23 protein-coding genes are annotated in these 25,999 nt (G+C 63.9%); 10 read left to right on the plus strand and 13 right to left on the minus strand.

The genetic code is table 11. The features are described 5' to 3' along the window. Nucleotide 1 precedes the first annotated feature (1 nt). Nucleotides 2–928: a 2-dehydro-3-deoxygalactonokinase gene (locus M9924_04935; protein MCO5063744.1), complete on the minus strand. Its 927-nt coding sequence runs from the start codon at nt 926–928 to the stop codon at nt 2–4. Beyond that, a complete protein-coding gene (locus tag M9924_04940; GenBank protein ID MCO5063745.1) occupies nt 925–1,692 on the minus strand; it encodes an SDR family oxidoreductase in 768 nt (255 codons plus the stop codon). Before M9924_04940 ends, M9924_04935 begins: the two co-directional genes overlap by 4 nt. Nucleotides 1,693–1,853: 161 nt before the next feature. Between M9924_04940 and gshB the strand changes: the two genes are divergently transcribed. After that, nucleotides 1,854–2,792 carry a glutathione synthase gene (gene gshB / locus M9924_04945; protein ID MCO5063746.1) on the plus strand — a complete coding sequence of 313 codons (939 nt, stop codon included), beginning with the start codon at nt 1,854–1,856 and terminating at the stop codon, nt 2,790–2,792. 266 nt (nt 2,793–3,058) lie between these two features. Here the strand turns inward: gshB and M9924_04950 are convergent, their stop codons facing one another. The 5 genes from M9924_04950 to M9924_04970 are packed head-to-tail and all read right to left on the minus strand — an operon-like array spanning nt 3,059 to nt 7,954. Next, entirely contained in the window at nt 3,059–3,937 is an 879-nt protein-coding gene (locus tag M9924_04950; protein MCO5063747.1) for a TonB family protein, read from the minus strand. Beyond that, nucleotides 3,934–4,374 (minus strand): TonB system transport protein ExbD, encoded by a 441-nt coding sequence (gene exbD, locus M9924_04955; protein MCO5063748.1) that lies wholly within the window; start codon nt 4,372–4,374, stop codon nt 3,934–3,936. Before exbD ends, M9924_04950 begins: the two co-directional genes overlap by 4 nt. 3 nt (nt 4,375–4,377) lie before the next feature. Then, on the minus strand, nt 4,378–5,202 hold the full coding sequence (gene exbB, locus M9924_04960; GenBank protein MCO5063749.1) for a tonB-system energizer ExbB: 825 nt from the start codon (nt 5,200–5,202) through the stop codon (nt 4,378–4,380). 54 nt (nt 5,203–5,256) lie between these two features. Continuing rightward, entirely contained in the window at nt 5,257–5,682 is a 426-nt protein-coding gene (locus M9924_04965; GenBank protein ID MCO5063750.1) for a hypothetical protein, read from the minus strand. A gap of 25 nt (nt 5,683–5,707) precedes the next feature. Continuing rightward, nucleotides 5,708–7,954 carry a TonB-dependent hemoglobin/transferrin/lactoferrin family receptor gene (locus tag M9924_04970; GenBank protein MCO5063751.1) on the minus strand — a complete coding sequence of 749 codons (2,247 nt, stop codon included), beginning with the start codon at nt 7,952–7,954 and terminating at the stop codon, nt 5,708–5,710. A 196-nt stretch (nt 7,955–8,150) separates the two neighbouring features. Here M9924_04970 and M9924_04975 point away from each other — a divergent pair, with 196 nt between their 5' ends. The 6 genes from M9924_04975 to M9924_05000 all read left to right on the plus strand — a co-directional run bounded on the left by M9924_04975 (nt 8,151) and on the right by M9924_05000 (nt 14,145). Then, complete coding sequence (locus M9924_04975; protein ID MCO5063752.1) at nt 8,151–9,203, plus strand: hemin-degrading factor; 1,053 nt, start codon at nt 8,151–8,153, stop codon at nt 9,201–9,203. Nucleotides 9,204–9,222: 19 nt separating this feature from the next. Further along, a complete protein-coding gene (locus M9924_04980) occupies nt 9,223–10,086 on the plus strand; it encodes a hemin ABC transporter substrate-binding protein (GenBank protein MCO5063753.1) in 864 nt (287 codons plus the stop codon). 25 nt (nt 10,087–10,111) lie between these two features. After that, on the plus strand, nt 10,112–11,191 hold the full coding sequence (locus M9924_04985; protein MCO5063754.1) for an iron ABC transporter permease: 1,080 nt from the start codon (nt 10,112–10,114) through the stop codon (nt 11,189–11,191). 2 nt (nt 11,192–11,193) lie between these two features. Next, a complete protein-coding gene (locus M9924_04990; protein ID MCO5063755.1) occupies nt 11,194–11,985 on the plus strand; it encodes a heme ABC transporter ATP-binding protein in 792 nt (263 codons plus the stop codon). Between the two features lie 31 nt (nt 11,986–12,016). After that, on the plus strand, nt 12,017–13,069 hold the full coding sequence (locus M9924_04995) for a succinylglutamate desuccinylase/aspartoacylase family protein (GenBank protein MCO5063756.1): 1,053 nt from the start codon (nt 12,017–12,019) through the stop codon (nt 13,067–13,069). A 110-nt stretch (nt 13,070–13,179) separates the two neighbouring features. Beyond that, nucleotides 13,180–14,145 (plus strand): nitronate monooxygenase family protein, encoded by a 966-nt coding sequence (locus M9924_05000; protein ID MCO5063757.1) that lies wholly within the window; start codon nt 13,180–13,182, stop codon nt 14,143–14,145. Here the strand turns inward: M9924_05000 and M9924_05005 are convergent. The 4 genes from M9924_05005 to aceA all read right to left on the minus strand — a co-directional run bounded on the left by M9924_05005 (nt 14,142) and on the right by aceA (nt 18,618). After that, nucleotides 14,142–15,428, minus strand: a complete 1,287-nt coding sequence (locus tag M9924_05005; GenBank protein MCO5063758.1) for an FAD-binding oxidoreductase — start codon at nt 15,426–15,428, stop codon at nt 14,142–14,144. The two genes, M9924_05000 and M9924_05005, sit on opposite strands and share 4 nt — an antisense overlap. Before the next feature lie 4 nt (nt 15,429–15,432). Beyond that, nucleotides 15,433–16,866 (minus strand): glutamine synthetase family protein, encoded by a 1,434-nt coding sequence (locus M9924_05010; protein MCO5063759.1) that lies wholly within the window; start codon nt 16,864–16,866, stop codon nt 15,433–15,435. Nucleotides 16,867–17,007: 141 nt separating this feature from the next. Next, on the minus strand, nt 17,008–17,247 hold the full coding sequence (locus M9924_05015) for a hypothetical protein (protein MCO5063760.1): 240 nt from the start codon (nt 17,245–17,247) through the stop codon (nt 17,008–17,010). 81 nt (nt 17,248–17,328) lie between these two features. After that, nucleotides 17,329–18,618, minus strand: coding sequence for an isocitrate lyase (aceA, locus tag M9924_05020; protein MCO5063761.1), 1,290 nt, complete (start codon nt 18,616–18,618; stop codon nt 17,329–17,331). Between the two features lie 253 nt (nt 18,619–18,871). Between aceA and M9924_05025 the strand changes: the two genes are divergently transcribed. From M9924_05025 to M9924_05035, 3 genes are all read left to right on the plus strand, one after another. Next, nucleotides 18,872–20,320 (plus strand): helix-turn-helix domain-containing protein, encoded by a 1,449-nt coding sequence (locus tag M9924_05025; protein ID MCO5063762.1) that lies wholly within the window; start codon nt 18,872–18,874, stop codon nt 20,318–20,320. Nucleotides 20,321–20,582: 262 nt separating this feature from the next. Then, nucleotides 20,583–22,772 (plus strand): anthranilate synthase, encoded by a 2,190-nt coding sequence (locus M9924_05030; GenBank protein ID MCO5063763.1) that lies wholly within the window; start codon nt 20,583–20,585, stop codon nt 22,770–22,772. A 40-nt stretch (nt 22,773–22,812) separates the two neighbouring features. Next, nucleotides 22,813–23,721 (plus strand): cation diffusion facilitator family transporter, encoded by a 909-nt coding sequence (locus M9924_05035; GenBank protein MCO5063764.1) that lies wholly within the window; start codon nt 22,813–22,815, stop codon nt 23,719–23,721. Between the two features lie 15 nt (nt 23,722–23,736). On the opposite strand, the gene M9924_05040 is transcribed toward M9924_05035, so the two are convergent. Together M9924_05040 and M9924_05045 are read right to left on the minus strand one after the other, a co-directional pair. Then, nucleotides 23,737–24,513, minus strand: coding sequence for a hypothetical protein (locus tag M9924_05040; GenBank protein MCO5063765.1), 777 nt, complete (start codon nt 24,511–24,513; stop codon nt 23,737–23,739). 2 nt (nt 24,514–24,515) lie between these two features. Next, nucleotides 24,516–25,676: an ATP-grasp domain-containing protein gene (locus tag M9924_05045; GenBank protein MCO5063766.1), complete on the minus strand. Its 1,161-nt coding sequence runs from the start codon at nt 25,674–25,676 to the stop codon at nt 24,516–24,518. Nucleotides 25,677–25,999: the final 323 nt, after the last annotated feature.

A 25,999-nucleotide genomic window follows, 5' to 3' on the forward strand; every position in this document is an offset into this window, starting at 1 on the left:
GTCAGTCGAGCATGCCGCAGCGCCGTGCCGCTTCGAACAATCCCGCACGCACGGCGCTTTCGGCATCGGCATAGTGCGCCTCGATGCCGGCAATGGAGAAGGCGCTCCGGTAGAGCGCATACATAAGGCCGGAGCCGACCAGCATGACTGGCCCCGCCGCAGGATATCGCCGCTCCGCCGCGCCGATTTCCGCGCCGATCAGCAGGCCGGACAACTTCGCCGCCGCATCTTCCGAACTGAGGCCGAACAGAAGCCCGCCCGCGCGAATGCCGAACAGGTGGCTCGTCAGGTCTGCCCTGTCAGCCAATCCGATTTCCACGCCCTTCGCGAATGATGGGGACGCAGGAGGAAACGCCGTCGCGCCGCCGCCGACCGAATGTTTCAGCACAGATTGCTGCGTGAGGACGGCATAGAGTTCACCTGTCATCCATGTGCCGAACCCCGTCACCGCGCCGTTCGAAAGCGCGACCCATTTCGAATGGGTGCCGGGCAGGCAGGCGACATGATTTCCAGCCCCGTGCAGTTCGGGCAGGCCGGCCAGCCCGGTTTCCTCGCCGCGCATCACGTCCGGCGCATCCGCGGCGCGCTGGGCCAGTCCCGGCACGATGCGGACATCGCGGCCGGCGCCCGGCACGGAAACCGCGCCGCCGAGCACGGCCTCAAGCAGGGCAGGCGTCTCCATATAGGACACTTCGAACCAGCCCTGCCGCCCGCCCGCCATGCCGCATATGATGACGGGCAGGTCCGCTGGGGCGGCAAGTTCTGACAGATTGCGCTCAAGCACCTTGCTGAAACCCGTTCCGGCCGCGGACAACATGCCCTCGCCGCTGCGTCGTTCGGCAAGCGCGTTGCCCGCGCCGTCCAGCAGCCACACCCGCAGATGCGTGACGCCCCAATCCACTGCCGCTATGGCGGGCGCGGCACTCACAACACGCCTCCATCGACGATCATCGTCTGCGCGGTGAGCATGCGCGATGCGTTTGACGCCAGGAAGAGCACAGGTCCGACCATGTCGTCGGGCGTCATGACATCCCTGATGCATTGCCTCGATACATGAGACGACAACGATTCCTCCGTAACCCAAAGCTGACGCTGGCGCTCGGTGATGACCCAACCGGGCGCTATTGCATTGACCCGGATGCGATCCTTGCCGAGCAGGCCCGCCAGTCCCTTGGTCAGGCCGACAATGCCCGCCTTCGCCGCCGTATAGGACGGCATGTCGGGATGATTGATGAGATAGGCGGTCGAGGTGAAATTGATGATCGAGCCGCCGCCTGCCCGCTTCATGCCCGGCGCGACGGCCTGTGCGGTGAAAGCATGGGGGCGCAGGTTTATCGCCTGGTTGTCGTCCCAGTATTCGACGCTCATTTCGTCAAGCGCATGGCGCTCGTCCCGCGCGGCATTGTTGACCAGAACCGTGATGGTTCCGTGTATCTCCGCAACGCGCGCGATGGAGTGCCGGAGCGCGGCGACGTCGCGCAAATCGGTCTTGAGGAAGAGCGGGCGGATGCCGGTTTCGGCCTCGACGCGCGCGCATAACGCCATGCTCGCCTGTTCGTCTATGTCGAGGAAGGCGACCTTGCTGCCCTGCCGCGCGAAACCTTCCGTCAGCGCGGCACCGATGCCCGAGCCGCCGCCCGTGATGAGCACCGATGCGCCGTCGAGTTCCGGATAGCGGACCGCTGACTGCATTGGCCTGAAATCCCTCCCTGAGACCTGCCTCCTGTTTCTACGCCTGCCGACGCTCGGCGCGCAAGCCGGTCGTCTGGACCAACGCGCCGGTGCGCGGACCGATTGGCAGCATGGCGTGGAGGCTGTAGATGAGAGCAAACTGTCGCAGCGCCGGAGTTCACATGCCGCTCAAAGTCGCCGTCCAGATGGACCATGTGTCGACCATCACAATCGCAGGAGACACGAGCTTCGCGCTTTCGCTCGAGGCACAGCGGCGCGGCCACCAGCTCTTTCACTACACGCCCGACCGGCTTTCGATGCAGGACGGCAAGGTTTTCGCGCGCATCGAGCCGATGCAGGTCCGCGACGTGAAGGGCGATCACTATACGCTGGGCGACCCGGTGCGCACCGACCTGTCGGAAATGGACGTGATCCTGTTGAGGCAGGATCCGCCCTTCGACATGAACTACATCACCACCACGCATCTTCTGGAGCGCATCCACCCGGCCACGCTGGTGGTCAACGACCCGGCCTGGGTGCGCAACAGCCCGGAGAAGATATTCGTCACGGAGTTTCCCGACCTGATGCCGGAAACGCTGATTACCAAGGACCCGCAGGAGGTGGCCGCTTTCCGCAAGGCGCATGGCGACATCATCGTCAAGCCGCTCTACGGCAATGGCGGCGCGGGCATCTTCCACATGGCCGAGGCAGACAGGAACCTTGCCTCGCTGCTCGAAATGTTCGGCCAACTGTTCCGCGAGCCCTATATCGTCCAGCGCTACCTGAAGGATGTGCGCAAGGGCGACAAGCGGATCATCCTGATCGACGGCGAGCCGGTGGGCGCGATCAACCGCGTGCCGGCGGACCATGATTCGCGCTCGAACATGCATGTCGGCGGTCGCGCCGAAAAGACCGAACTGACAGCGCGCGAGCGCGAGATCTGCGCGCGCATCGGGCCGTCGCTGAGGGAACGCGGCTTCATCCTCGTCGGCATCGATGTCATCGGCGACCATATGACCGAGATCAACGTGACCTCGCCGACCGGCATCCGCGAGATCAAGCGCTTCGGCGGCGCGGATGTCGCGGCGCTGTTCTGGGACGCCGTGGAAGCGAAGCGCTAGAGCGTTTCGCAGTTAGTTTGAAGCATTCTGCCGGCGATGGTTTGCGACAAGGCCAAGGGGTTTGTCGCAGGTCGGGCTGGTGGCCCGGACAAGACAAAGACCGAAGGATTTGGCGCAAACCGGCCCGGCCCTTCGGGTTTGCGTTTGGCGGGCACCCACTTCGTCATGCCGCTCGACCGGGCAACCAGCCCGTCCTTCGCGCCCTTCCTTGTGGACCGCCGCGCCAAAACGACAAACAGAATGATTCAAACTAACTGTGAAACGCTCTAACGCATCTCGAACGATACGGGGATCGTGAAGGTGTGGCTGGTGATGCCGGCGGGCGGCGGCGGCACGCGCGCGCCGCGCACCATGCCGAGCGCGGCGCTGTCGAGCTGGCCATTGCCGGATGAACGCGCAATGCCGGACGAGACGACATCGCCCGACCGATTGACCACGAAGCGCACCGCAACCTTGCCGGAAGCGCCCATGCCGCGCGGCTTCCTGCGCGCAATTGCCGCCTGAACCTGTGCATACCAGCGATTGGGGCTGATGCTCGGCGCGCGCGGCGCGGCGGCGCCCGCAATCGACTGGCGCGACTGGGTGGGACGCTTCTCCGTCTTGACCACCGGCTTTTCTTCGACTTTGCGCGGCCTGGGCTTGCGCGGCTTCGGCTTTTCGACCTCGACCGTCTCCTCGACGATCTCGGGCCTCGGCTGCGGCAGGGCAACGACCGCCTCGGGCGTTTCCGGGATCGGTTCGAGTTCCTCGACCTCTTCCGTCACCTCGGCCCGGGCGACTTCGGGTGGCCGGGGATCGTCCGGCTCCTCCTGTTCGGTCTCCGTGACTTCCTCGGGCTGCTCTTCCTCGACGGTTTCAGTGACCTCCGTCGGCAGGTCCGGGATTTCCGCCAATTGCTCCGGCAGCACCTCGGCGGCGGCGTCTTCGGTCACCGGCTCGGCGGTGCTGACGCTGAGCGGCGTCAGTTCGATGTTCATCGCCTCGACAACGGCCTGCGGCTCCTGTTCCGGCGCGAGCGCGATGACGCCGTAGGCCGCCGCGCCATGCGCGATGCAGACGACGAACGCCGCCGCGCCCCATTTCAGCACATCGCGCCGCCAGGGCATGCGGTCGAGTTCGGCGTGGTCGTGATGGTCCGCGATCATTGCCCCGCCGCCGGAACCGGCGCACTTTCCAGTCCGACCAGCGCGACCTTGAGATAGCCGGCGCCGCGCAGCAGGTTCATGACTTCGGTGAGTTCGCCATAGGGCACATCCTTGTCGGCGCGCAGGAAGATGCGGGCTTCCTTGTCGCCGTCGGTCAGCTGCACGAGCTTGGCGCCGAATGCCTCGCGCGCGACGGTCTCGTTGCCGAGCGACAGGCTGAGATCGTCCTTGACGGTAAGAAATACCGGCTTTTCCGGGCGTGGCGTGGCGGGCGCGGTCGATCCGGGCAGGTCGACATTGACGTCGACCGTGGCAAGCGGCGCCGCCACCATGAAGATGATGAGCAGCACCAGCATCACGTCGATGAACGGCGTGACGTTGATCTCGTGCGATTCCTCGAGGTCGTCGCCGCTGTTTTCTCGGATGCGCGCGGCCATGACCTACTCCGCCGCAAGCCTGTGGCGCGGCATCGCCCGGCGATCCAGGTCGCGGCTGACCAGCCGTTCGACACCGGCGGAAACGTCGCCGAGCAATTGCCTGTACCCGCCGATGGAGCGCGCGAACACATTGTAGATGACCACCGCCGGAATGGCCGCAACGAGGCCGATGGCCGTTGCCAGCAGCGCTTCCGCGATGCCCGGGGCAACGACGGCGAGATTGGTCGTCTGGGCTTCCGAAATGCCGATGAACGAGTTCATGATGCCCCACACCGTGCCGAACAGGCCGACGAAGGGCGCGGTTGCGCCGATGGTCGCGATGACCCCGGTGCCGCGCGACATATTGCGGCCAGCCCGGACCTCGATGCGCGAAAGCCGCGAGGCGACGCGTTCCTTCACGCCCTCGCCGCCCGCGCGGTCGATGACGGGCGTGGACATTTCAAGTTCTTCTGCTGCGGCGCGAACCAGCAGCGAGGACGCATCGCCGCGCTTGCCGACCGCCTCGATGGCTTCGTTCAGGCTGGAGGCATGCACGACCGTGACCAGCCCCTTTTCTGCACGCCTGCGGGCCGCGAAAAGCTCAAGCGATTTGTAGAGCCAGACGGTCCACGTGACCAGCGAGGCAAAGGCGAGGCCGATCATCACCGCCTTCACGATGATGTCGGCATTCATGAACATGCCCCATGGCGACAGGTTGACGGGCAGCACGATGGAGTGCGCGCTGCCCGCCTCCTGCGCGAACGCCCCGGAGGTCATCCCGGCGATCGCTGCTGGAATGGCGAGCACTGGAACCGGCACCGATGCTTTCGCTCGGGTTGTGACGTGCATGGCTTTTCGTTCTGTCTGAATCACTTTTCTCGTCCCGCATCTTGAGCGCGGGCCTCACATTCCAAATTCGATGCCTGCCCTGGTGGATGTCTTGAGCCGGCGCGAACAGTTTTCCGGCTCGATGCCCTCGCCCGCGCACTCCGTCACGGAATTGACAAGCACGCGGCCGAGCTTGCCGCAATCCACTCCCGAAAGGTCGAAGCGCGAAACCTTCGTCTTTCCCTCAGGCATTTCCTTGAAACCCAAAGCGGTGATGCGGTCAACTACCCCGGACCTGTCGAACAGCACAAGCTCGAACGACGCTGTCTTGATATCGGCGGGCAGTCCGTTGTTCACGACGAATGTCAGGCGGCAGCCCTTGTCGGAAGGCTGGGCGGCATTGAGTTCGAGCGAGAGCGTGCCCGATTGTGGCGCGCCCCCGTCCTGTGCTTGCGCCGCCGCGACGGCTGCGAATTGCAGCACCGCGGCAGCCATGGCCATGCCTGTCCTGGACAATCGAGACCCCTCAGAACTTCTGCGTTATGGCCAGTCGGAAGGTCCGGCCAGGTTCGGAATAGCGGTCGTAGATGTCGGGATTGGTGCCATCCGGCACGTCGAGCGCGTTCCAGTACTTCTTGTCGAACAAATTGTAGACGCCCGCCTGGATGCGCAGTCCCTTGACCTCAGCCGGCTCCCAGTAGCCGGACAGGTCGACGATCCCGTATCCCGGCGCGGCAAAGCCGGTTCCGCTCACCTTGTCGCGCGCCGCCGCAAGGGTGGTCGAGACGTCCACGCCCCATGTTTCCTGCTCGTAGCCGAGGCCGAGAATGGCGCGCAGCGGCGGCACCGAATTCAGGTATTCATCGGTGTCGGTGTTCTTGCCTTCGGCATAGGCAAGCGATCCCCACGCCTTCCAGTTGCTGTTGAAACGCGCATAGCCACGCACCTCCGCACCATAGATCTGCACACGCGCGAGGTTCTGGTACGAAAAGACGAGCGGATAGTCCGGCGTCGCAGGGAGTGAGACGTCCTCGATGAAATTCCGGTAGTAATTGTTGAAGATGTTGGCCGAAATCCCGTAGTCGGCGGTCGTGTAGGCCGCGCCGATCTCGAAGCCGTTGCTGGTTTCGGGCTTGAGGTCGGGATTGCCGATGCGGGCATACTGGCCGGCATTGGCGAAGTTCTCATAGAGTTCCCTTGCGCTCGGCGCGCGGAAGCCCTGCGCCCACTGCGCGAACAGCTCGACATCGGGCGTCGCCTGCCATGCCAGCCTGAGCTTGGGCGAAACGCGCGAATCGCTGTTGTCCACCAGATAGGCCGGATCGTAGTTCGGGCTTGCCTGATATTCGGGCGTCGACTTCGGGCTGTGCCGGTACCAGTCGAAACGCAGCCCCGGCGTCAGCGTCAGCCGGTCATCGTAGAACTTGATGTCGTCTTCGAGGAAAGCGCCGAAGAAGGTGCTGTCCACCTCGGGCATGTCGGCTGTGTTGGTGTGCAGGAAGCGGCAGCTTTGCGGGCCGAAAAAGTCAGGGATGAAGTTCCAGTTGACGTCCGGGCAATTGTCCTCGCCGCTCGAAAACTGCGTCGTCTTCTGACCGTACAGTTCCGCGCCGAAACGCAATTCGTTGGAATGGCCGCCGAGGTCCAGCTCCTTGGTGCCGTCCGAGGTGAAGCCGTAGCTTGTCTGCTTGATCCAGTTGTCGCGGGTATAGGGGCCGTAGGGGTAGCCGTACATGAACGGATCGCCCGGGATGATGAATGAACGCGCATCCGGCACGCGAATGGCGTCTGTCGTGGCGTTCAGCTTCTGCTCCAGCCAGTAAACGGTCAGGTTCGCCGTATCGACGATGTCCGATTTGTCGGGAGATTCGAACTTGTAGTCGGCGGAAACGCGCTTGCGGTCGGTCTCGTCGCCCGACTCAAAGCTGCCGGGCACATAGCTCGACGTGGTGCCGCTCATATTGTCGTAGTCGAAGTCGCGATTCGCCAGTTCCGCCGTCAGGCCGAGACGATGGCCGCCTTCGATATACTGATGCAGCTTCACGAGCAGGTTGCGCTGGTCAAAGTCGCCCGGATTGGGCTCGGTGCGGGTGGAGCCGTAACCGCCCACATCACCCATGTTCTCCGTCTCGTGACCCCGGCGATAGCCGCCCTGCACGAGAAGCCAGGTGTCGTTCGCCCGACCGGCGACCGCAGCGTTGCCGCGCCAGCTCCTGTCAGCACTGTCATATACGCCCTTGAGGATTGCGCCGAACTGCTTGCCGTCCTCGATCAGGTCCTCCGGGTCGATGGTGCGCAACTGGACAACGCCGCCAAGCGCGCCCGACCCGTAGCGGCTGGAATCCGCGCCGCGCACGATATCGAGCGTCGAGAGCGAATCGAAATCGAATGCGTTGAGTCCGCCCTTCGCGCTGTCGCGGGGGTCGACGAGCCACGGAACGCGTACGCCGTCGATGGTGGTCAGCACGCGGTCGTCCTGAAGGCCGCGCAGGTTGATGCTCGCGTTCTGGTCGTTGAAATTCACGCCGGCGTCGATGCGGCGCCCGACATCGTCGAAATCCTCGGCCATGCGGTTTTGAAGCACCGGCCGGCCGATCGTGGTTTCGGTGGCGTTCTGTACGGGCTGGTCCGCCTGCTGCTGGGTCTGCACGACCACAGGGGCCAATTCGACAGGTTGTTCCTGCTGCTGTGCCAATGCCGCGCCGCAAAAAGCGCTCGCCCCGAATGCCGCGCTGCACACAAGCGCGAGACTGTTAAGCCGAATTATCCCCATTTCCCACTCCAATTGCGTTGCCGATGCTGGCTTGCGCAACACGCTTGCTTGCACTCCTATTCCGGTTGTCTAAACTTGACTCTCAAACTCCGGTAATGCACAGCTATTAAAGCTGACTTGTCGAGTCAAGATAAATGCAGGCCCTTGCGAATGCTCGCAAATCGGACTGCGGCCCAAAGGCAACAGAGAGGGTTGAATGAACATTGCAATGAAGCCGGCCCCGGCGGATATCCGGCGCGCGCGAGAGGAAAATCCGAAAATGCGCGAGCGCGATCTTTCGGTCAGCCTCGGCATTTCGGAAGCGGAGTTTGTTGCAGCGCACTGCGGCGAAGGCGTCACGCGCATCGAGCCGAAGGTCGCGGCCCTTCTGCGCGGGCTGGAAGCGGTGGGCGAGGTGATGGCGCTGACCCGCAACGACAGCGCGGTCCACGAAAAGATCGGCGTCTATGACAAGGTGATTGCCGGCGACCACACAGTGCTGACGCTCGGCGAACAGATCGACCTGCGCATTTTCCCGCATGTCTGGACGCACGGCTTCGCGGTGGAAAAGCGCGACGGCGAGGAAATTCGCCGCTCACTCCAGTTCTTCGACGCATCCGGCGAGGCGGTCCATAAGGTGCATCTGCGCCCTGCATCGGACATTGCAGCCTATGAAGCGCTGGTCGCAGCGCATGTCTCGGCGGACCAGAGCCAGACCGTCACCGTCGCGCCGATCCTACCCGAGACGCCCGAACAATCATCAGCCACGGCGGACGAGCTTCGCGAACGCTGGAGCAAGATGACGGATGTGCATCAATTTTTCGGGATGTTGCGCGCGTTGAAACTGTCGCGCCGCGAAGCGATGCGCATGGTCGGGCAGGACTATGCCTGGACGCTCGACCCACAGGCTGTCGCCGCCATGATGGAGGGTGCCGCCGAATCGGGCTTGCCGATCATGTGCTTCGTGGGCAATCGCGGCTGCATCCAGATCCATTCCGGGCCGATTGCCTCGGTCAAGCCGATGGGACCGTGGCTCAACGTACTCGACGAGACGTTCCATCTGCATCTTCGCACAGATCACATTCGTGAGGTCTGGGGCGTGCGCAAGCCGACCAAGGACGGCCATGTCACCTCGCTCGAAGCCTATGACGCGGAAGGGCGCATGATCATCCAGTTCTTCGGCAAGCGGCACGAGGGCCATGCCGAGCGCAATGACTGGCGCATGCTGGTCGAAGCATTGCCGCGCCTTCCGGCGCAGAGCGCAGCTTGAGGTCGTGACCATGAAAGTGATGAACATTGCAGCCGTCGCGCTTGTGTGCGTCGGCTTTGCAGGCGCGGCGGAGGCGGAGGAAGTGGCGGCACTGCCCGACACGACCCGCATCGTCGCAATCGGCGGGTCGGTGACGGAGATCCTCTACGCACTCGACGCGGAGGAGAAGCTCGTCGCGCGCGATTCGACCAGTGTGTATCCGCAGGAAGCGTTCACGCTGCCCGATGTCGGCTATATGCGCCAGCTTTCCCCGGAAGGTGTTCTGTCGGTCAATCCGTCCGGCATCATTGCCCTGCAGAGCGCGGGGCCGAAGGAGGCGGTCGACGTTCTCAAGAAGGCCAGCGTCCCCTATGTCGAGGTGCCCGAGACCTTCGACCACAAGGGAATCGTGGACAAGATCGAGATCGTCGGCGCGGCGATCGGAGAACCTTCCAAGGCCGACGCGCTTGCAAAGCAGGTCGATGCCGACCTCAATGCCGCCGAAACGCTGACGAAGGGCATTTCCGACCGCAAGCGCGTGCTCTTCGTCCTGTCGTTGCAGGGCGGCAAAATACTGGCCTCCGGCACGCACACCGCCGCCGACGGCATGATCAAGCTGGCGGGAGCGGTGAATGCGATCGACGGGTTCACCGGCTACAAGCAACTGACGGACGAGGCGGTCATTTCCGCGCGGCCCGATGTGGTGCTGGTCATGGACCGGTCCGGCGAGTCGATCAGCGACGAGCAGATCGTGCAGCATCCAGCCATCGCCTCGACCCCGGCTGGCGAGGGAAAGAAAGTCCTGCGCATGGACGGCGCCTACCTGCTCGGGTTCGGGCCGCGCACCGCCAGCGCGGTACGCGAGCTTGCCGCCGGCCTCTACGGCGACGCCTTGGCGAACTGAGACGCGGATCGTGGCGCTTCAGACGATGGCCGCCGAGCAGCGGATCGAAAACGGAAACGCAGCGGAAGGCGACCGTAGCCGCCGCGCGCAATTGGCCATCGTGCTTCTGTTCCTCTTGCTCGTCGCGACGATGCTGTTCAGCCTTACTTCGGGCGCGTCCGACGTGACGGCGGCAACCGTGCTGCGCGACATTCTGGGCGGCGAGGGCGCGGTCAGCGTGCGGGACCGCATCATCATCTACGACATCCGCCTGCCGCGCCTGCTGATGGGCGTTCTCGTCGGTGCTTCGCTCGCCGTGTCCGGCGCGGTCATGCAGGGGCTTTTTCGGAATCCGCTGGCCGATCCGGGACTGGTCGGCGTCTCGTCGGGCGCAAGCCTCGGCGCGGTGACGATGATCGTCATCGGGCCGACGCTGCTCGGGCCGCTGAACGCCGCACTCGGGCCGCTTGCCCTGCCCGTGACGGCATTCGCGGGCGGCCTCGCCACCACCTTCATCCTTTATCAGGTCGCCACCCGCCACGGGCGCACTTCGGTCGCGACCATGCTGCTTGCGGGCATTGCGCTCGCCGCGCTCGCCATGGCGCTGACGGGCATACTGATCTTCATGGCCGACGACCGGCAGTTGCGCGACCTCACCTTCTGGTCGCTGGGTTCGCTGGCCGGGGCCACATGGTCGAAAATCTGGGCCATCGCGCCGATCATCGTCGCCGCGCTGGCAGTCAGCCCCTTTCTCGCGCGCGGTCTCAACGCGCTCGCGCTGGGAGAGCCGACGGCGCATCACCTCGGCGTACCTGTTCAACGGCTGAAATATGCGGCAATCCTCTCGGTCTCGGCTGCGGTCGGCGCATCGGTGGCGGTCAGCGGCGGCATCGGCTTCGTTGGCATTGTCGTCGCGCATATGCTGCGGCTCGCCATAGGCCCCGACAACCGCTACCTGCTTCCGGCCTCCGCGCTGCTCGGCGCAAGCCTGCTGCTGCTGGCGGACGCCGTGTCGCGCACCATCGTCGCGCCCGCCGAATTGCCCATCGGCATCGTGACCGCACTTGCTGGCGCGCCGTTCTTTCTCTGGATATTGCTGCGCAAGCGCGGCATGCTGGATCTCTGACGATGATCGCGCTCGACAATGTTTCCGTCGCCATCGGCACGCGCACCATCGTCGACGGTATCGGCTTCGAGGCGCACCCAGGCGAGGTGACGGTAATCGTCGGCCCGAACGGCTCGGGCAAGACGACTTTGATGAAGGCAATGTCCGGCGAGGCTGACTATCGCGGCTCGATCCGGCTCAACGGGCAGGACGTGTCGTCGACCCCGCCCGCGAGGCAGGCGGCGATGCGCGCCGTGCTGCCGCAGGCGACGACGCTTTCCTTTCCCTTCACCGTGCGCGAGATCGTCAATCTCGGCATCGTTTCGGGACGCAGCGGCGTCGAACCGGCGCGCCATGCCCAACTCGCCGAACGCGCGCTTGCCGCCGTCGACCTTCGAGGCTTTGCCGGACGGCTCTATCAGGAACTTTCCGGCGGCGAGCAACAGCGCGTGCAGCTCGCGCGTGTGCTGTGCCAGGTGTGGGAGCCGGTGCTCGACGGCACGCCGCGCTTCCTGTTTCTCGACGAGCCGGTGTCGAGCCTCGACATCAAGCACCAGCTCGCAATCATGGAGACCGCGCGCGCCTATGCCGAGGGCGGCGGCGGCGTTGTCGCCATCCTGCACGACCTCAATCTCGCCTCCATGTATGGCGACCGCATCGTGGTGCTGTCGCGCGGACGAATGGCCGCGAGCGGTTCGCCGACCGAGGTGATGCGCGACGAGGTGATCGGCGCGGCCTTTGAATGCAGGCTCAGCGTCGGAAAGACGCCGCCCGGCAACATGCCGTTCATCCTGCCCCAGTCTTTTTCCCCTTGAGCCCGCCGCGCAAACCGCCCACAAAGGGCCGATGCGCAGAACGGTTGAGCTGATCGCGGGCGATACGCAGGGCGTTTCCTACGCCTTCCCGGTCTTTCATTTCGACGGCCGGGAGGATGCGCCGTCGGCCTATCTGCAGGCCGCGCTGCATGGCGGTGAACTGCCGGGCGTCGTGGCCATCGACGCGCTCATGCCGATGCTGCGCAAGGCCGATGACGAGGGCAGGATTCGCGGACGCATTACCATCGTGCCGTCCGCCAACCCGATAGGCCGCTCGCAATATCAGGCGGGCGAGCTGATGGGCCGCTTCCACTTCGGCACCCAGACCAATTTCAACCGCGAGTTTCCACTGCTCGCCTCGCCCGACGAGGACCCTGAGGCGACGCTCGACAACGCGACGGCAGACCAGCGGCTGAAGGCCCGCCTGCTCAAGCTTTCGATGGGGCATGACATCGTGCTCGACCTCCACTGCGACGACGAGAGTCTTGCCTATCTCTATGTTCCGACCGTGCTCTGGCCCTCGATGCAGGATTGCAGTTCGGCAATGAACATGGAGGCCGTGATCCTGTGGGACGGCGATTGTGGGGCGGCATTCGACCAGGCGTCCATCGATCCATATATCTCGGGTCCCGCCGCGCTGGCACGGTTCGACAGGCGCGTGGTTTCCACCGTCGAATATCGCGGAATGACCGATGTGGATCCCTCGCTTGCGCGGGAGGATGCCAAGGGGCTTTACCGGCTGCTGGTGACGCGCGGCGTGGTTGCCGACCCCGGCGTGCCCGCCTCGTCCCCGTTTCAGGGCGTTGCGGCTCCCGTCGAACATGTGGAGATGATCCGCGCGCCCCGCGCCGGAGCGCTGCTCTACCATGTCAGGCCGGGCGACCGCGTGGAACAGGGTGCCCGCCTCGTGACGATCGTTCATGCACCCGGCGACCCGGACGGTCGGCTGGACGTCCTCGCACCGCAGGGCGGATTGATCCTGACACGGCGCAATCACCGCGCCGCCTTTGCCGGGGACGACCTCATAAAGCTGATCGGGAGCCGGCCAAGCGCAACGCACCGCCCCGGCGCACTGGAGGATTGACCGCAGCAGTGGCAGCGCGACGATGCGGCAAGGTCTACCCCTCCACTTGCTATTCTTCCGCATCCCGCTAGAAACTAACGTTTACGAAAACGTCAATGGAGGAGCGGACGATGGCGGTGCCTGCCGTGCTGAGAGACAATCTACGCATTCCGGTGGTTGCCGCGCCGATGTTCATCATCGCGCATCCGCCGTCGGTGCTGGCGCAGTGCAAGGCGGGCGTGGTCGGGTCGTTTCCGGCGCTCAATGCGCGCCCCGAGGCGCAACTGGACGAATGGCTGGCCGAGATCACCGAGGAACTCGCTGGTTTTAGCGCGAAGCATCCGGAGCGCCCCGCCGCACCTTTTGCCGTGAACCAGATCGTCCACAAGTCGAACACAAGGCTCCAGCACGACCTCGCCATGTGCGTGAAGTACAAGGTGCCGATTGTCATTTCCTCGCTGGGAGCAGTCGAGGAGGTCAATCAGGCGGTGCATTCCTATGGCGGAATCGTCCTGCACGACATCATTCACGACCGGCATGCGCGCAAGGCCATCGAGAAGGGCGCGGACGGCTTGATCGCCGTCGCGACGGGCGCGGGCGGCCATGCGGGAACGCTCTCGCCCTTCGCGCTGGTGCAGGAACTCCGGCAATGGTTTGACGGGCCGTTGCTGCTGTCAGGTGCAATCGCCACGGGCCGCGCCGTGCTGGCGGCGTGCGCGATGGGCGCCGACCTTGCCTATATCGGCTCGCCGTTCATCGCGACCACGGAAGCCCGCGCGCCGGACGCCTACAAGCAGATGATCGTGGACTCGAAAGCCGCCGACATCGTGTATTCCAACCTGTTTACCGGCGTGCACGGAAACTACCTCAAGGGCTCCGTCCGCGCGCAGGGCATGGACCCCGACAACCTTCCGCAATCCGATCCGACGAAGATGAACTTCGGCGCGACGGACGCCAAGGCGTGGAAGGAAATCTGGGGCTGCGGGCAGGGCATCGGTGTCATCGACAAGGTCGTGCCCACCGCCGAACTGGTCGATCGACTGGTGCGCGAGTATGAGGAAGCCAGGCAGGAATTGCTGAGGGGCGGCGCAGCCTAAAGCCGGTCCCGCAGCGCGTACCAGTTGAGCGCCAGAAACAGAAGCGGGGCGCGGAAGCGCCGTCCGCCGGGGAACGCCGGGATTTTCAGGTCCTCGAACAGCTTCAGCCGGTCGCGGTTGCCGCCGACCGTCTCGGCGTAGAGCTTGCCGACGAAATTCGACAGCATGACGCCGTGGCCTGAATAGCCGCCCGCCGAGATGACATTCGGCATGACCTCGCGCACCCACGGTTTGCGCGGCATGGTGATGCCGACATAGCCGCCCCAGCCATGCGTGATCTCGACATCCTTCAGGAAGGGATAGATTTCCGCGATCTGCTTGCGGATGTGGATGTGAATGTCCTTTGGATCGTTCACCGCGTAGATCTCGCGGCCTCCGAACAAAAGGCGGTTGTCGGGCGACTTGCGGAAATAGCGCACGACGAAGCGGCTGTCGTCCACGGACTCGCCGCCCGGCAGGACCGGCGTGTCGGCAGGCAGCGGCACGGTGGCGCCGATGAAGGAGCCGATGGGCATGACATGCGCGGCGCTCTGCGGTTCGAGATCGCCGCCATAGGCGTTGACGGCAATCAGCGCCTTGTCGGCGGTGATGGTGCCGCGCGGGGTCGCGACCGACACCTTGCCGCCGGACGAGGAAATGGCGGAAGCGCTGGTCTGCTCGTAAAGCTCCGCGCCTGCATCGGCGGCGGCCCGGGCGGTGCCGACGAGCAATTTGAGGGGGTTGATGTGGCCGGTGCCGGTGTCGCGCGTGCCGCCGAAATATTGCGTCGAGCCGAGCCGCCCGGCGGTCTCGGCAGCATCCATGAAGCTGATATGCGGATAGTTGAAGCGTGTCGCCATGATCTCGGCATGGGCGCGGTAGTCGTCCACGAAGCGCGGCTTGTGCGCGACCGACATCTGGCCGGGGCGAAAGTCCATGTCGATGCCGTTGGCGGCGGTAAATTCGAGCAGGTGCGCCTTGGCTTCCTCGGCCAGATCGAACAGCGCCTTCGCGCGCGTCAAGCCATATTCGGCTTCCATTTCCTCGGCCCAGGCGCGCTGGCCGGTGCCGAACTGGCCGCCATTGCGGCCCGATGCGCCGTCGCCGAAGCGGTGGGTCTCGATCAGCGCGACGCGGGTTCCGGCCTTGGCCAGGTGCACCGCCGCCGAAAGGCCCGTGAAGCCGCCTCCGACAACCACGACATCGACCTGCCGGTCGCCGTCCAGCGCCGGAAAAGCGGGGCGCTCCGCGACAGAATCCTCATACCACGAGCGACCGGGGGAAATGGGGGACTGGTAGGCCATGCCGTCACACGTTCAGCAGCAGATATTCGCGCTCCCACGGCGAGATCACTTCCATGAAGGTCTCGAATTCCGCGCGCTTGATGGCGACGTAGGTGTTGGCGAATTGCAGACCGAGCCGCTTGCGCAATTCCTCGTCCTGCTCGAACAGGTCCACGGCCTCCAGCAGCCCGCGCGGCAGGTCGATCTCGTCCTCGTTCGCCGTGGTGGTGACGGCGGCTTCGCAGGGTAGCTTGTCGACAATGCCGATCAGCCCGCAGGCGAGCGACGCCGCCAGCGCGAGATAGGGATTGGCGTCGGAGGAAGGAATGCGGTTCTCGACGCGCCGCGCGGCGGGGTCCGAGCGCGGCACGCGGAAGGCGGTGGTGCGGTTGTCGTAGCCCCATTTGTTGTTGACCGGGGCCGATGCGGCCTGCGTCAGCCGCCGGTAGGAGTTCACATAGGGCGCGAACATCACGAGCGCGTTCGGCACATGCTTCTGCATGCCGCCGAGGAAATGGAAAAAAGCCTCGCTCTCGGTGCCGTCGGCATTGGTGAAAACGTTCCGGCCGGTTTTTCGGTCCACCACGGATTGGTGGATATGCATTGCCGAGCCGGGCTGGCCCTGAATGGGCTTGGCCATGAAGGTGGCATAGACATCGTGCTTGAGCGCGGCTTCCCGGATGGTGCGCTTGAACATGAACACCTGGTCGGCAAGCGCGACGGGATCGCCATGGCGCAGGTTGATTTCAAGCTGGCCCGCGCCCTCCTCGTGGATCAGCGTGTCGATCTCCAACCCCTGCGCCTCGGAGAAATGGTAGATGTCGTCGATCAGCTCGTCATATTCGTTGACGCCCGCGATGGAATATCCCGAGCCGCCGGCAATGGGACGGCCCGAGCGGCCGACCGGCGGCGACAACGGATAGTCGGGGTCGGGATTCTTGCGCACGAGGTAGAACTCGATCTCGGGCGCGACGACCGGCTTCAGCCCGCGCGCATCATAGGCCTCGACCACGCGGCGCAGCACGTTGCGCGGGGTGAACTCCACCATGCGCCCGTCCTGATGCACCAGATCGCAGATCACCTGCGCGGTGGGATCGGATTCCCACGGCACGACGGAAAGCGTGGAAAGGTCCGGCACCAGTTTCAGGTCGCCGTCATCCTCCGGATATTCGAAACCGTTGCCGTCTTCCGGGTAGTCGCCGGAAATGGTCATCATGAAGGGCGCGGACGGCAGCGCGAGCGAGGTGTTGGAGGTGAATTTGTTCGACGGCATCATTTTGCCGCGCGCAACGCCTGCCTGGTCGGGGGTGATGCATTCGATGTCCTCGATGCCGCGCCATTCGAGCCAGCTTGACGCTTCCTTCCAGCTCTTCACGCCTCGGGACTTGTTGAGAAAGGCAGGTATTCGTTTTCTTGCGCCGGATGTTTTCGGGCGGGCTTCCCTCTTCGCGTCTGGCATCAATCACCAATCTGGTTGCGGATGACGGAATCTGCCACTGCGGCGGAAATAAGGAAAGGGGGAGGGTGTGGATAAGCGGCGAACCAAACAAAAACCCCCGCCACCAAGGCGACGGGGGCCGCGCGAGCGACTGGGGAACGGTCAGCCGTGCGCCTGTGTAACGATCACCGGAATAAGCAGGTCGCCCCAGTTTCCGTTGCCGCCATGGTGACGCGCGGAGCGCACCAGTTCCACGGAGACGCCGGCCTCGACCGCTTTCATCACAGCCTGGTTCAGCCTGTGCAGGTCGTTTGCCACGATGCGGATGGCGGCCTGCTGTTCGTCGCTCATCGCCGAAGCCTGTTCGGCGGCCCGCTCCTTGACCCGTGTTCTTGGCGTCATGTCATTCTCCCTTGATGGTCTGAGGGTTTGGATTTGTGGCGCCGGGAATTCGGTCCTCCGCACATTCCCGGCGCGCGGTGCCTATTCGGCAGCCGGCTTGAACTGTTCATGCTCGGTCGAGTCGCGCATGGCCGTGGTCGACGACTGGCCGCCGGTGATGGCCACCGACACGGCGTCGAAATAGCCGGTGCCCACCTCGCGCTGGTGCTTGGTCGCGGTGTAACCGTTGGCCTCTGCCGCGAACTCGGCCTCCTGCAACTCGGAATAGGCCGCCATCTGGCGATCCTTGTAGCCGCGCGCCAGCTCGAACATGCCGTAGTTGAGCTGGTGGAACCCGGCCAGCGTAATGAACTGGAACTTGTAGCCCATCGCGCCCAGCTCGCGCTGGAATTTGGCGATGGTCGCGTCGTCCAGGTTCTTCTTCCAGTTGAAGGACGGCGAACAGTTGTAGGCCAGTTTCTTGCCCGGATGCACCTTCTGGACGGCCTCCGCGAACTTGCGCGCCTGCGCCAGATCTGGCTTGCCCGTCTCCATCCAGATCAGGTCGCAATAGGGCGCATAGGCAATGGCGCGCGCAATGCACGGATCGATGCCGTTCTGCACCTGGTAGAAGCCCTCGACGGTGCGGCCCGCCTTGTAGTCGACGAAGGGCTTGTCGCGCTCATCGATGTCGGAGGTCAGCAGCTTGGCGGCCTCGGCGTCGGTGCGCGCGACGATCAGCGTCGGAACGCCCATCACGTCGGCGGCAAGCCGCGCTGCGGTAAGGTTGCGGATATGCGCGGCGGTCGGGATCAGCACCTTGCCGCCAAGATGGCCGCACTTCTTTTCCGAAGCGAGCTGGTCCTCGAAGTGGACGCCCGCGGCACCCGCCTCGATGAATGCCTTCATGATCTCGAACGCGTTCAGCGGCCCGCCGAAACCGGCTTCGGCATCGGCGACGATGGGCGCGAACCATGTGTCCACCGAAAGGCCCTTGCCTTCGGAAACCTCGATCTGGTCGGCGCGCTGGAGCGTGCGGTTGATGCGGCGCGCCAGTTCCGGCGCGGCATTGGCCGGATAGAGCGACTGGTCGGGATACATCGCGGACGCCGTGTTGGCGTCTGCGGCCACCTGCCAGCCGGAAAGGTAGATCGCCTTCAGCCCGGCGCGCACCATCTGCATGGCCTGGTTGCCGGAAAGCGCGCCGAGCGCGTTGACGAAATCCTCCTCGTGGATCAGCTTCCACAGGCGGTTCGCGCCGTTTTCGGCAAGCGTGTGCCTCACCTGCACGGAGCCGCGCAGACGCTTCACATCGTCCGGCGAATAGGTGCGGTCGATGCCGTCATAGCGGCCCTCCGGCGCTGACGGAACGAGGTTGTAAAAATCAGTCATTGCGACAACTCCAATCTGCCTGTGTTCGTTGCAAGAAGCGCGGTCCCGGAGAAATCAGCCCGCGCTGCCTTTGACATCGTTTACATTGCAGTGCGAAGCAAACGCGAGAAATTTCGCATTTAGCCCAAAATCTTTAGGGAAAATCTGTATTGTGTTTGACTGGACCTCTGTGTAAATTTATAAAAGATGTAAAACGTCATCTGGTGCGCTTGCGTGTAAATGATTGTAAATCCGGGGCGGGAGCGGCAATTCCATGGCTGAGCAGAAGATTTTCGCCGGGCCGCGCATCCGCCGCATCCGCAATGCCAAGGGCCTCACCCAGACCGGCATGGCGGAGGGGCTGGGAATCTCGCCCTCCTACCTGAACCTCATCGAGCGCAACCAGCGCCCGCTGACGGTGCAACTCATCCTCAAGCTCGCCTCCACCTATAATGTCGACCCGGTCGAATTGCAGGGCGAGGCGAAAGGGTCGGTCGCGGCGCTGAGGGAGGTGTTTTCCGACCCGCTGCTGGCAGGCGAATTGCCGGGCGACCAGGAACTGGTCGAGGTCGTGGAAACCGCCCCCAACGCGGCCGCCGCGATGGTCAAGCTGTTCCGCGCCTATCGCGAGCAGGCGGAGCGGCTGTCGGACCTGTCGGAGATCATGACGCGGGAGGGCCATGCGACTGCTCTGTCCTCCGCTCGGCTGCCCATCGACGAGGTTCGCGATATTTTCGAGCGGCGGGCGAACCATTATCCCAACATCGAGGAGGAGGCGGAAGCCTTCACGCGGCTGCTTGATCCCGGCGACGACCTGTTCGGCGCGCTGAAGGCGTGGCTGAAACGCGAGTACGGCATCGTCGTCAAGGTGCTGCCGGTCGCCACAATGCCCAACTGGCGGCGGCGCTACGACCGGCACTCGCAGCGCCTGTTCATCTCCGAGCGCCTGTCGCCCTTCGACCAGTTGCGCGAGGTGGCGATGGAGGCATGCCTCATCCGCATGCAGGTGGCGGTGGCGGGCGAGATACAGGCGCTGAAACTGTCTTCGGACGAGGCGCGGCGGCTGGCCCGCTTCGAGCTTGGGCGATATGCCGCCCACGCATTGATGATGCCTTACGCCGCGTTTCAATCTGCGGCGCTGCGCGCGCGATACGATATCGACGTGCTGCGCTCGCGCTTCGGCGTTTCCTTCGAGCAGGCGGCGAACCGGCTCACCATGCTGCAACGATCCGGCGCGGCGGGCGCGCCGTTCTTCATGCTGGAGGTCGACAATGCCGGGCATCGCTTCCGGCGCGCGGGAGCGCAGGGGTTTCCGCAAAGCCGCTTCGGCGGTGGTTGCCCGAAATTGTCGGTGCATGCGGCCTTCACCCAGCCCGGCCAGATATTCGTCGAGGCGGTGGAAATGCCCGATGGCGCGGAGTTCCTCACCGTCTCGCGCACGCTTGAAGGGCCGCAGGGCTCGTTCGCGGAACGGCCCCGACGCACCGCCCTGCTGCTTGGCTGCGACATCGGGTTCAAGGACGAGATCGTCTACAGCGCCGCGCTGCCTGCTCCTGCGCCGGGCGCCTCGACCCGGATCGGGCAGGTGGCCGCAACGCCGGTCGGCCCCGCCTGCCGCCTCTGCGAACGGCAGGGATGCCTTGCCCGCGCCGAGCCGCCCGTCACGCGCCCGCTCGGGCTGGACGAAATGGCGACAGGCCTCAGCGCATTCGATTTCCAATGAGGGCGGAATTGCACCGGGCGGGGTTTGTGCTGCCCTTGCATGCTCGCGCATGCCATCAGAAACAGTTGCAGCAGGTTTCAATCGCGGCTATGGATGCTCCCATGAAGATGAAATCGATCGCAACCGCGTGGTGGTGGGCTTGCTGAGAGCGGCCTGAGCAAACGCGTGCGCGTGGAATGTGGTGGCCGCAACGGAAAATCCGGGCGGCCATTTGCTTTTTCTTGGGTGCCCAGGGTTCCTTGCCTGAACGTTGGAGACAGGGATGACATTGGAAGTTCTGGACAATGGAGCCGAGCGCTTCATCACCGAAGGCGGCGTGACGATCACGCGCCAACGGCGCTCGACCGTTTATGACGGCGCAATCGAGCGCTATGTGGATGGGCTGAACAGCCGACGCGGGGCGGTTTTCTCCTCGAATTACGAATATCCCGGCCGCTACACGCGCTGGGACACCGCGATCATCGACCCGCCGCTTGTCGTAACCGCACGCGGCCGCGTCATGCATGTCGAGGCGCTGAACCCGCGCGGACGCGCGCTACTGGCCATCGTATGCAAGGCGCTGTCCGGGCTGACGCATGTGAAGGTCGCGCGCAAGGGCAACGATGTCATCCGGCTGGACATTGCAGAACCGGGACGCGTCTATACCGAGGAGGAGCGCTCGCGCGCTCCGTCGGTCTTCACGGTGCTCAGGGCAATCACCTCGCTGTTCAAAACGCACGACGATTCCAATCTCGGCCTGTACGGCGCGTTCGGCTACGACCTCGCATTTCAGTTCGACCCCGTGGACCTGCATCTCGAACGCAGCGAGGATCAGCGCGACCTGGTGCTTTTCCTACCCGACGAAATCCTTGTGGTTGACCACTACACCGCCTCGGCCTGGATCGATTCCTATGATTTCGCCTTTGCCGGGGACACGACCGAGGGATTGCCGCGCGAAAGCGTGGAACAGCCGTTCAGGACCTCGGACCGCATTCCGCCGCGCGGCGACCACGAACCCGGCGAATATGCCGCGCTCGTGCGCGAGGCGATGGAAAGCTTCAAGCGGGGCGACCTGTTCGAGGTGGTTCCGGGCCAGATGTTTTACGAACGCTGCGAAACGCAGCCTTCCGAGATTTCGCGCAAGCTCAAATCGATCAACCCTTCGCCCTATTCCTTCTTCATCAATCTGGGAGACGGCGAGTACCTGATCGGCGCTTCGCCCGAAATGTTCGTGCGGGTCAACGGCAGGCGCGTCGAGACGTGCCCGATTTCCGGCACGATCAAGCGCGGCAGCGACGCCATTTCGGATTCCGAGCAGATCCTCAAGCTGCTGAATTCCAAGAAGGACGAGTCAGAACTGACCATGTGCTCGGACGTCGACCGCAACGACAAGAGTCGCGTGTGCGAGCCCGGATCGGTGCGGGTGATCGGCCGCCGGCAGATCGAGATGTATTCGCGGCTGATCCATACCGTCGATCACATCGAGGGACGGCTGCGCGAAGGCATGGACGCATTCGACGCCTTCCTGTCGCACGCCTGGGCGGTGACGGTGACGGGCGCGCCGAAACTGTGGGCGATGCGTTTCATCGAAAAGCACGAAAAGAGCCCGCGCGCCTGGTATGGCGGGGCGATCGGCATGGTCAACTTCAACGGCGACATGAACACCGGTCTGACGCTGCGAACGATCCGCATCAAGGACGGGATCGCGGAGGTGCGCGCCGGGGCCACCCTCCTGTTCGATTCCAATCCCGAGGAAGAAGAAGCCGAAACCGAACTGAAAGCCTCTGCCATGCTCTCTGCAATCCGCGATGCCAAGACCGCGAATGCCGCCGGCACGGAGCGCCAGACCGCCCGTGTCGGCGAAGGCGTCAATATCCTGCTGGTAGACCACGAGGATTCCTTCGTTCACACGCTTGCGAACTACTTCCGCCAGACCGGCGCAAACGTCTCGACCGTGCGCACGCCTGTCCCCAATGAAATCTTCGACCGGCTGCACCCCGATCTGGTGGTGCTGTCGCCGGGACCGGGTTCGCCGAAGGATTTCGACTGCGCGGCGACGATCAAGAACGCGCGCAAGCGGGACCTGCCGATTTTCGGCGTCTGCCTCGGGCTGCAAGCGCTAGCCGAAGCCTATGGGGGCGAATTGCGCCACCTGCATGTGCCGATGCACGGCAAGCCGTCGCGCATCCGGGTTTCCAAGCCGGGCGTCATCTTCTCCGGTCTGCCGAAAGAAGTGACCGTCGGCCGCTATCATTCCATCTTCGCCGATCCGGTGCGACTGCCGGACGATTTCCTCGTGACCGCGGAAACGGAAGACGGAGTGATCATGGCGTTTGAGCACAGGAAAGAACCGATTGCAGCGGTGCAATTCCATCCCGAATCGATCATGACGCTCGGGCAGAATGCGGGCATGCGGATGATCGAGAACATCGTGGCGCACCTGCCGCGCAAGGCAAAGGAAAAGGCTGCCTGACGCGCGCCCTTTTCCCGGACGGCAAACAACGGACGGCGTCATGGACCGGAAAGCAAAAGTTGCCGCACTTGCGATGTGGTCTATCCCCGTCGCGACGCTGGTTTTCGCGCTCAAGCTCGTCGCCTGGTGGCTGACGGGCTCGGTCGCGCTCTATTCGGACGCGATGGAATCCATCGTGAACGTGGTGGCGGCTGTTGCTGCGTTCTGGGCGATTCAGGTCAGCCACAAGCCCGCCGACAACGACCATCAGCACGGACACCACAAAGCGGAGTATTTCTCCGCCGTGCTCGAAGGCGTGCTGATCGTCGTTGCCGCGCTCTTGATCCTGAACGAGGTGTGGCATGTCTGGCAGAACCCTCGCGGAATCGAACAACCGGGGCCGGGCCTCGGCGTCAACGCGCTCGCATCGGTGCTGAACGGCATCTGGGCAACGATCCTGATCCGCGCCGGAACCACGGCGCGCTCGCCTGCGCTGGTCGCCGACGGCAAGCACATCATGACGGATGTCATCACCTCCGTCGGCGTGCTGGTGGGCCTGCTCGGTGCCATCGCGACAGGATGGTACTGGCTCGACCCCGCGCTTGCGGCCCTCGTCGCCGTCAACATCCTCTATCAGGGCTGGCACGTGATCGGATCGTCGCTCAGCGGCCTGATGGACAAGGCCGTCGAACCCGCCGAGGCGATTCATATCCGCGACATCATCTCGGCAAATTCAAAGGGTGCGCTCGAAGTGCACGACCTCAAGACACGCATTGCGGGGCGCGCCACCTTCATCGAGTTTCATCTGGTGGTGGATTCGGACATGACCGTCGGCGAAAGCCACGTCATCTGCGACCGCATCGAAGAGGCGCTCAAGGCGGAAGTTCCGAGTGTACGCGTGACGATCCATGTCGAACCGGACGATGAGGCGAAGCTGCCCAAGGGCACCGTCGCCGTGCCGTTTGCGTGATTGGCAGAACAGCCGCTAATCCAGCCGGTCCTTGAGGTCCTCGTCCAGCCAGCGCGACATGAAATAATCGAGCTGCTTGTGCCACCACGGCCAGTCATGGTCGACGTCGCCGCCCCAATAGTCCACCCAGGCCGGAATGTGCTTGGCATGAAGGACGCGTTCGAGGTCGCGCGTGTCCTCAAGCATGCGCTCTTCCCACGCGCCCTGCCCGCAACAGAAAATGAGCCGCAGGGAGCGGATGCGATCGAGGACGGCGCCGTCGTTGAGGCCGGGCAGGTAATCCAGCGGCGAATTGAAATAGATCTCCCCGGCAATGTCGCGCCCAAAAAAATCTCGCGTCGAATACACGCCCGACAGGGCGATCACGCCGCTGGCAAGGTCGGGGAAGCGAAAGACAAAATTCGACGAATGATAGCCGCCCATCGAGCAGCCGGAGAAAAGCGGCTTGAGCGCGCGCCCACCATTGGAGGCCGCAGCGGTGGCAACAAACTGCGGCAGCGCCTCCTCCCGCACATGACGAAAATAAGCTTCGTGGCGGGCAATGCGCCCGGTATTGTCCGCACCGCGCGCGAAAAAGCTCTCGCTGTCCACGCCGTCGAGCGTGAATAGCTGGATGCGCCCGTCATCAATGAAACGCGCCAGCGCGCCGACCCCGCCCGAATCCTCGAACTGGTAGAAGCGCCCTTCGGAGGTGGGAAACACCACGACCGGACGGCCCGCATAGCCGTATCGCTTGTATTCCATGTCGCGACCGAGCGCGGCGCTGTGGAATTTGTGGTAGGAAATGTCCAAGATCAGACCTCCTGGATAAAGGCGACGGCCTCGCGCAGCGCCTGCGGGTCCTTCGACCGAAGCTGATAGGCATAGTCGCCCATGGCGCGGGCGAAAACCGGCTCGATGGCGTTGTGCCGCACAACTATGTCGTTGAGCGCCGCCAGCACCTCCTCATGGCTGTGGCGATAGCGGTAGTGGTTCTTGCGGCTGGCATAGGCGGTGAAATATCTGCCCATGAAATCGCCGCTGACACGATTGTTGACGACCATGTTCGCCCATTCGGCATAGATGTCGATGTCGTAGCTGTAATTGATGGCATCCGTCATGTAGCCACCCGGCGGCCTGATGTTCACTTCGAGTGCGACGACGCGGTGGTCCTTCGTCTCGAACAGCTCGATGTGGAAGAACCGCTCCCGGAGGGCGAAAGCCTTGACAATCTTGCGGCCCGCCTCCTCGATTTCGGGTGGAACGCCGGGGCGGCACACATAGCTCATATGCAGGTTCTTGTTGACCACATCCATGATCGACCCGTCATATTTGGTGCTGGCGGCGAACACGATCTCGCCGTCGCGGTTCACCAGCCCGTCATAGGTCACGACCAGCCCGTCGATGAATTCCTCCATCACGAAAGTGACGCCCGGCGGCTTGATGCGGAAAAAATCGTCCAGCTCGCCCGCATTCGAGATCTTGTAGGTGTGCGCAGCGCCAGCGCCCGAATCCGGCTTGACCACGACCGGATAGCCGACCTTGCGGATGAACTCCAAGGCGCCCGAGCGTTCCGAGGTCTTGCGCTGGGCGATGGTATCCACCCCGCTCTTGCGGAAGGATGCGCGCATGCGGCTCTTGCGCTTGATGTTCTTCACATAGTCGAGCTTGATGCCCTCGATGTTGAAGTCGGTGCGGATACCGGCTTCCAGGTCGAGCCAGTGCTCGTTCAGCGATTCGAAACGGTCGATGCGGCCCCATTTGTGGATGAAATGGCCCATCGCGCGATAGGTCAGGTCATAGTCCTCCATATCCGCGATGCGGTAATATTCGGAAAGCGCGGCGCGCAGTTTCGGGTCGAGCGCTTCGTAGGCCGCATCGCCGATGCCGAGCACGGTGGCTCCCGCCTTTTTCAGCCGGTCGCAGAAATCGGACCCCGTATTGGGGAAATGCGGCGAGAAGAACACGAAATTCATGAAACCCCTCCCAGGATGCCGCCTCACTGTGGCGCATTTGAACGCCGTCGAAAAGGCGGAACTCCGGCCTTGTGAAGCGCCTGCGTCTCGGCTATTAGGCACTCCCATGTCTTCGTTGCGCGCAAACAACCTGTCACGATCCTCCGCTTTCGCGGTCGAGACCGTGCGCGCGCTTGCCTCGGCGCTGCTTCTCCTCAGCCTTACTGGCGATCGCCGGGCTCGTTGAAGGAGCGCCCGGCGGTCGATGACCCGCCTTGTGCGCATGCTCCTTGCCAGCACCCAATCACCGACTGAATTTGCATTTGGCGCAGCAGCCAGGCCCT

It is taken from the genome of Rhizobiaceae bacterium, assembly GCA_023953835.1.
Classification (GTDB): Bacteria; Pseudomonadota; Alphaproteobacteria; order Rhizobiales; family Rhizobiaceae; genus Mesorhizobium_G.

What these genes read in the sequence shown, in the direction of transcription:
- M9924_04965 (MCO5063750.1), bottom strand. Translation starts at nt 5,682, where the DNA reads ATGGCCATGGCTGCCGCGGTGCTGCAATTCGCAGCCGTCGCGGCGGCG.
- aceA (MCO5063761.1), bottom strand. Translation starts at nt 18,618, where the DNA reads ATGACTGATTTTTACAACCTCGTTCCGTCAGCGCCGGAGGGCCGCTAT.
- M9924_04950 (MCO5063747.1), bottom strand. Translation starts at nt 3,937, where the DNA reads ATGATCGCGGACCATCACGACCACGCCGAACTCGACCGCATGCCCTGG.
- M9924_05015 (MCO5063760.1), bottom strand. Translation starts at nt 17,247, where the DNA reads ATGACGCCAAGAACACGGGTCAAGGAGCGGGCCGCCGAACAGGCTTCG.
- M9924_04985 (MCO5063754.1), top strand. Translation starts at nt 10,112, where the DNA reads ATGGCCGCCGAGCAGCGGATCGAAAACGGAAACGCAGCGGAAGGCGAC.
- M9924_04995 (MCO5063756.1), top strand. Translation starts at nt 12,017, where the DNA reads ATGCGCAGAACGGTTGAGCTGATCGCGGGCGATACGCAGGGCGTTTCC.
- exbB (MCO5063749.1), bottom strand. Translation starts at nt 5,202, where the DNA reads ATGCACGTCACAACCCGAGCGAAAGCATCGGTGCCGGTTCCAGTGCTC.
- M9924_05000 (MCO5063757.1), top strand. Translation starts at nt 13,180, where the DNA reads ATGGCGGTGCCTGCCGTGCTGAGAGACAATCTACGCATTCCGGTGGTT.
- M9924_05045 (MCO5063766.1), bottom strand. Translation starts at nt 25,676, where the DNA reads ATGAATTTCGTGTTCTTCTCGCCGCATTTCCCCAATACGGGGTCCGAT.
- M9924_05010 (MCO5063759.1), bottom strand. Translation starts at nt 16,866, where the DNA reads ATGCCAGACGCGAAGAGGGAAGCCCGCCCGAAAACATCCGGCGCAAGA.
- M9924_04970 (MCO5063751.1), bottom strand. Translation starts at nt 7,954, where the DNA reads ATGGGGATAATTCGGCTTAACAGTCTCGCGCTTGTGTGCAGCGCGGCA.
- gshB (MCO5063746.1), top strand. Translation starts at nt 1,854, where the DNA reads ATGCCGCTCAAAGTCGCCGTCCAGATGGACCATGTGTCGACCATCACA.
- M9924_05005 (MCO5063758.1), bottom strand. Translation starts at nt 15,428, where the DNA reads ATGGCCTACCAGTCCCCCATTTCCCCCGGTCGCTCGTGGTATGAGGAT.
- M9924_04975 (MCO5063752.1), top strand. Translation starts at nt 8,151, where the DNA reads ATGAACATTGCAATGAAGCCGGCCCCGGCGGATATCCGGCGCGCGCGA.
- M9924_04990 (MCO5063755.1), top strand. Translation starts at nt 11,194, where the DNA reads ATGATCGCGCTCGACAATGTTTCCGTCGCCATCGGCACGCGCACCATC.
- M9924_05030 (MCO5063763.1), top strand. Translation starts at nt 20,583, where the DNA reads ATGACATTGGAAGTTCTGGACAATGGAGCCGAGCGCTTCATCACCGAA.
- M9924_04940 (MCO5063745.1), bottom strand. Translation starts at nt 1,692, where the DNA reads ATGCAGTCAGCGGTCCGCTATCCGGAACTCGACGGCGCATCGGTGCTC.
- M9924_05025 (MCO5063762.1), top strand. Translation starts at nt 18,872, where the DNA reads ATGGCTGAGCAGAAGATTTTCGCCGGGCCGCGCATCCGCCGCATCCGC.
- M9924_05035 (MCO5063764.1), top strand. Translation starts at nt 22,813, where the DNA reads ATGGACCGGAAAGCAAAAGTTGCCGCACTTGCGATGTGGTCTATCCCC.
- exbD (MCO5063748.1), bottom strand. Translation starts at nt 4,374, where the DNA reads ATGGCCGCGCGCATCCGAGAAAACAGCGGCGACGACCTCGAGGAATCG.
- M9924_04980 (MCO5063753.1), top strand. Translation starts at nt 9,223, where the DNA reads ATGAACATTGCAGCCGTCGCGCTTGTGTGCGTCGGCTTTGCAGGCGCG.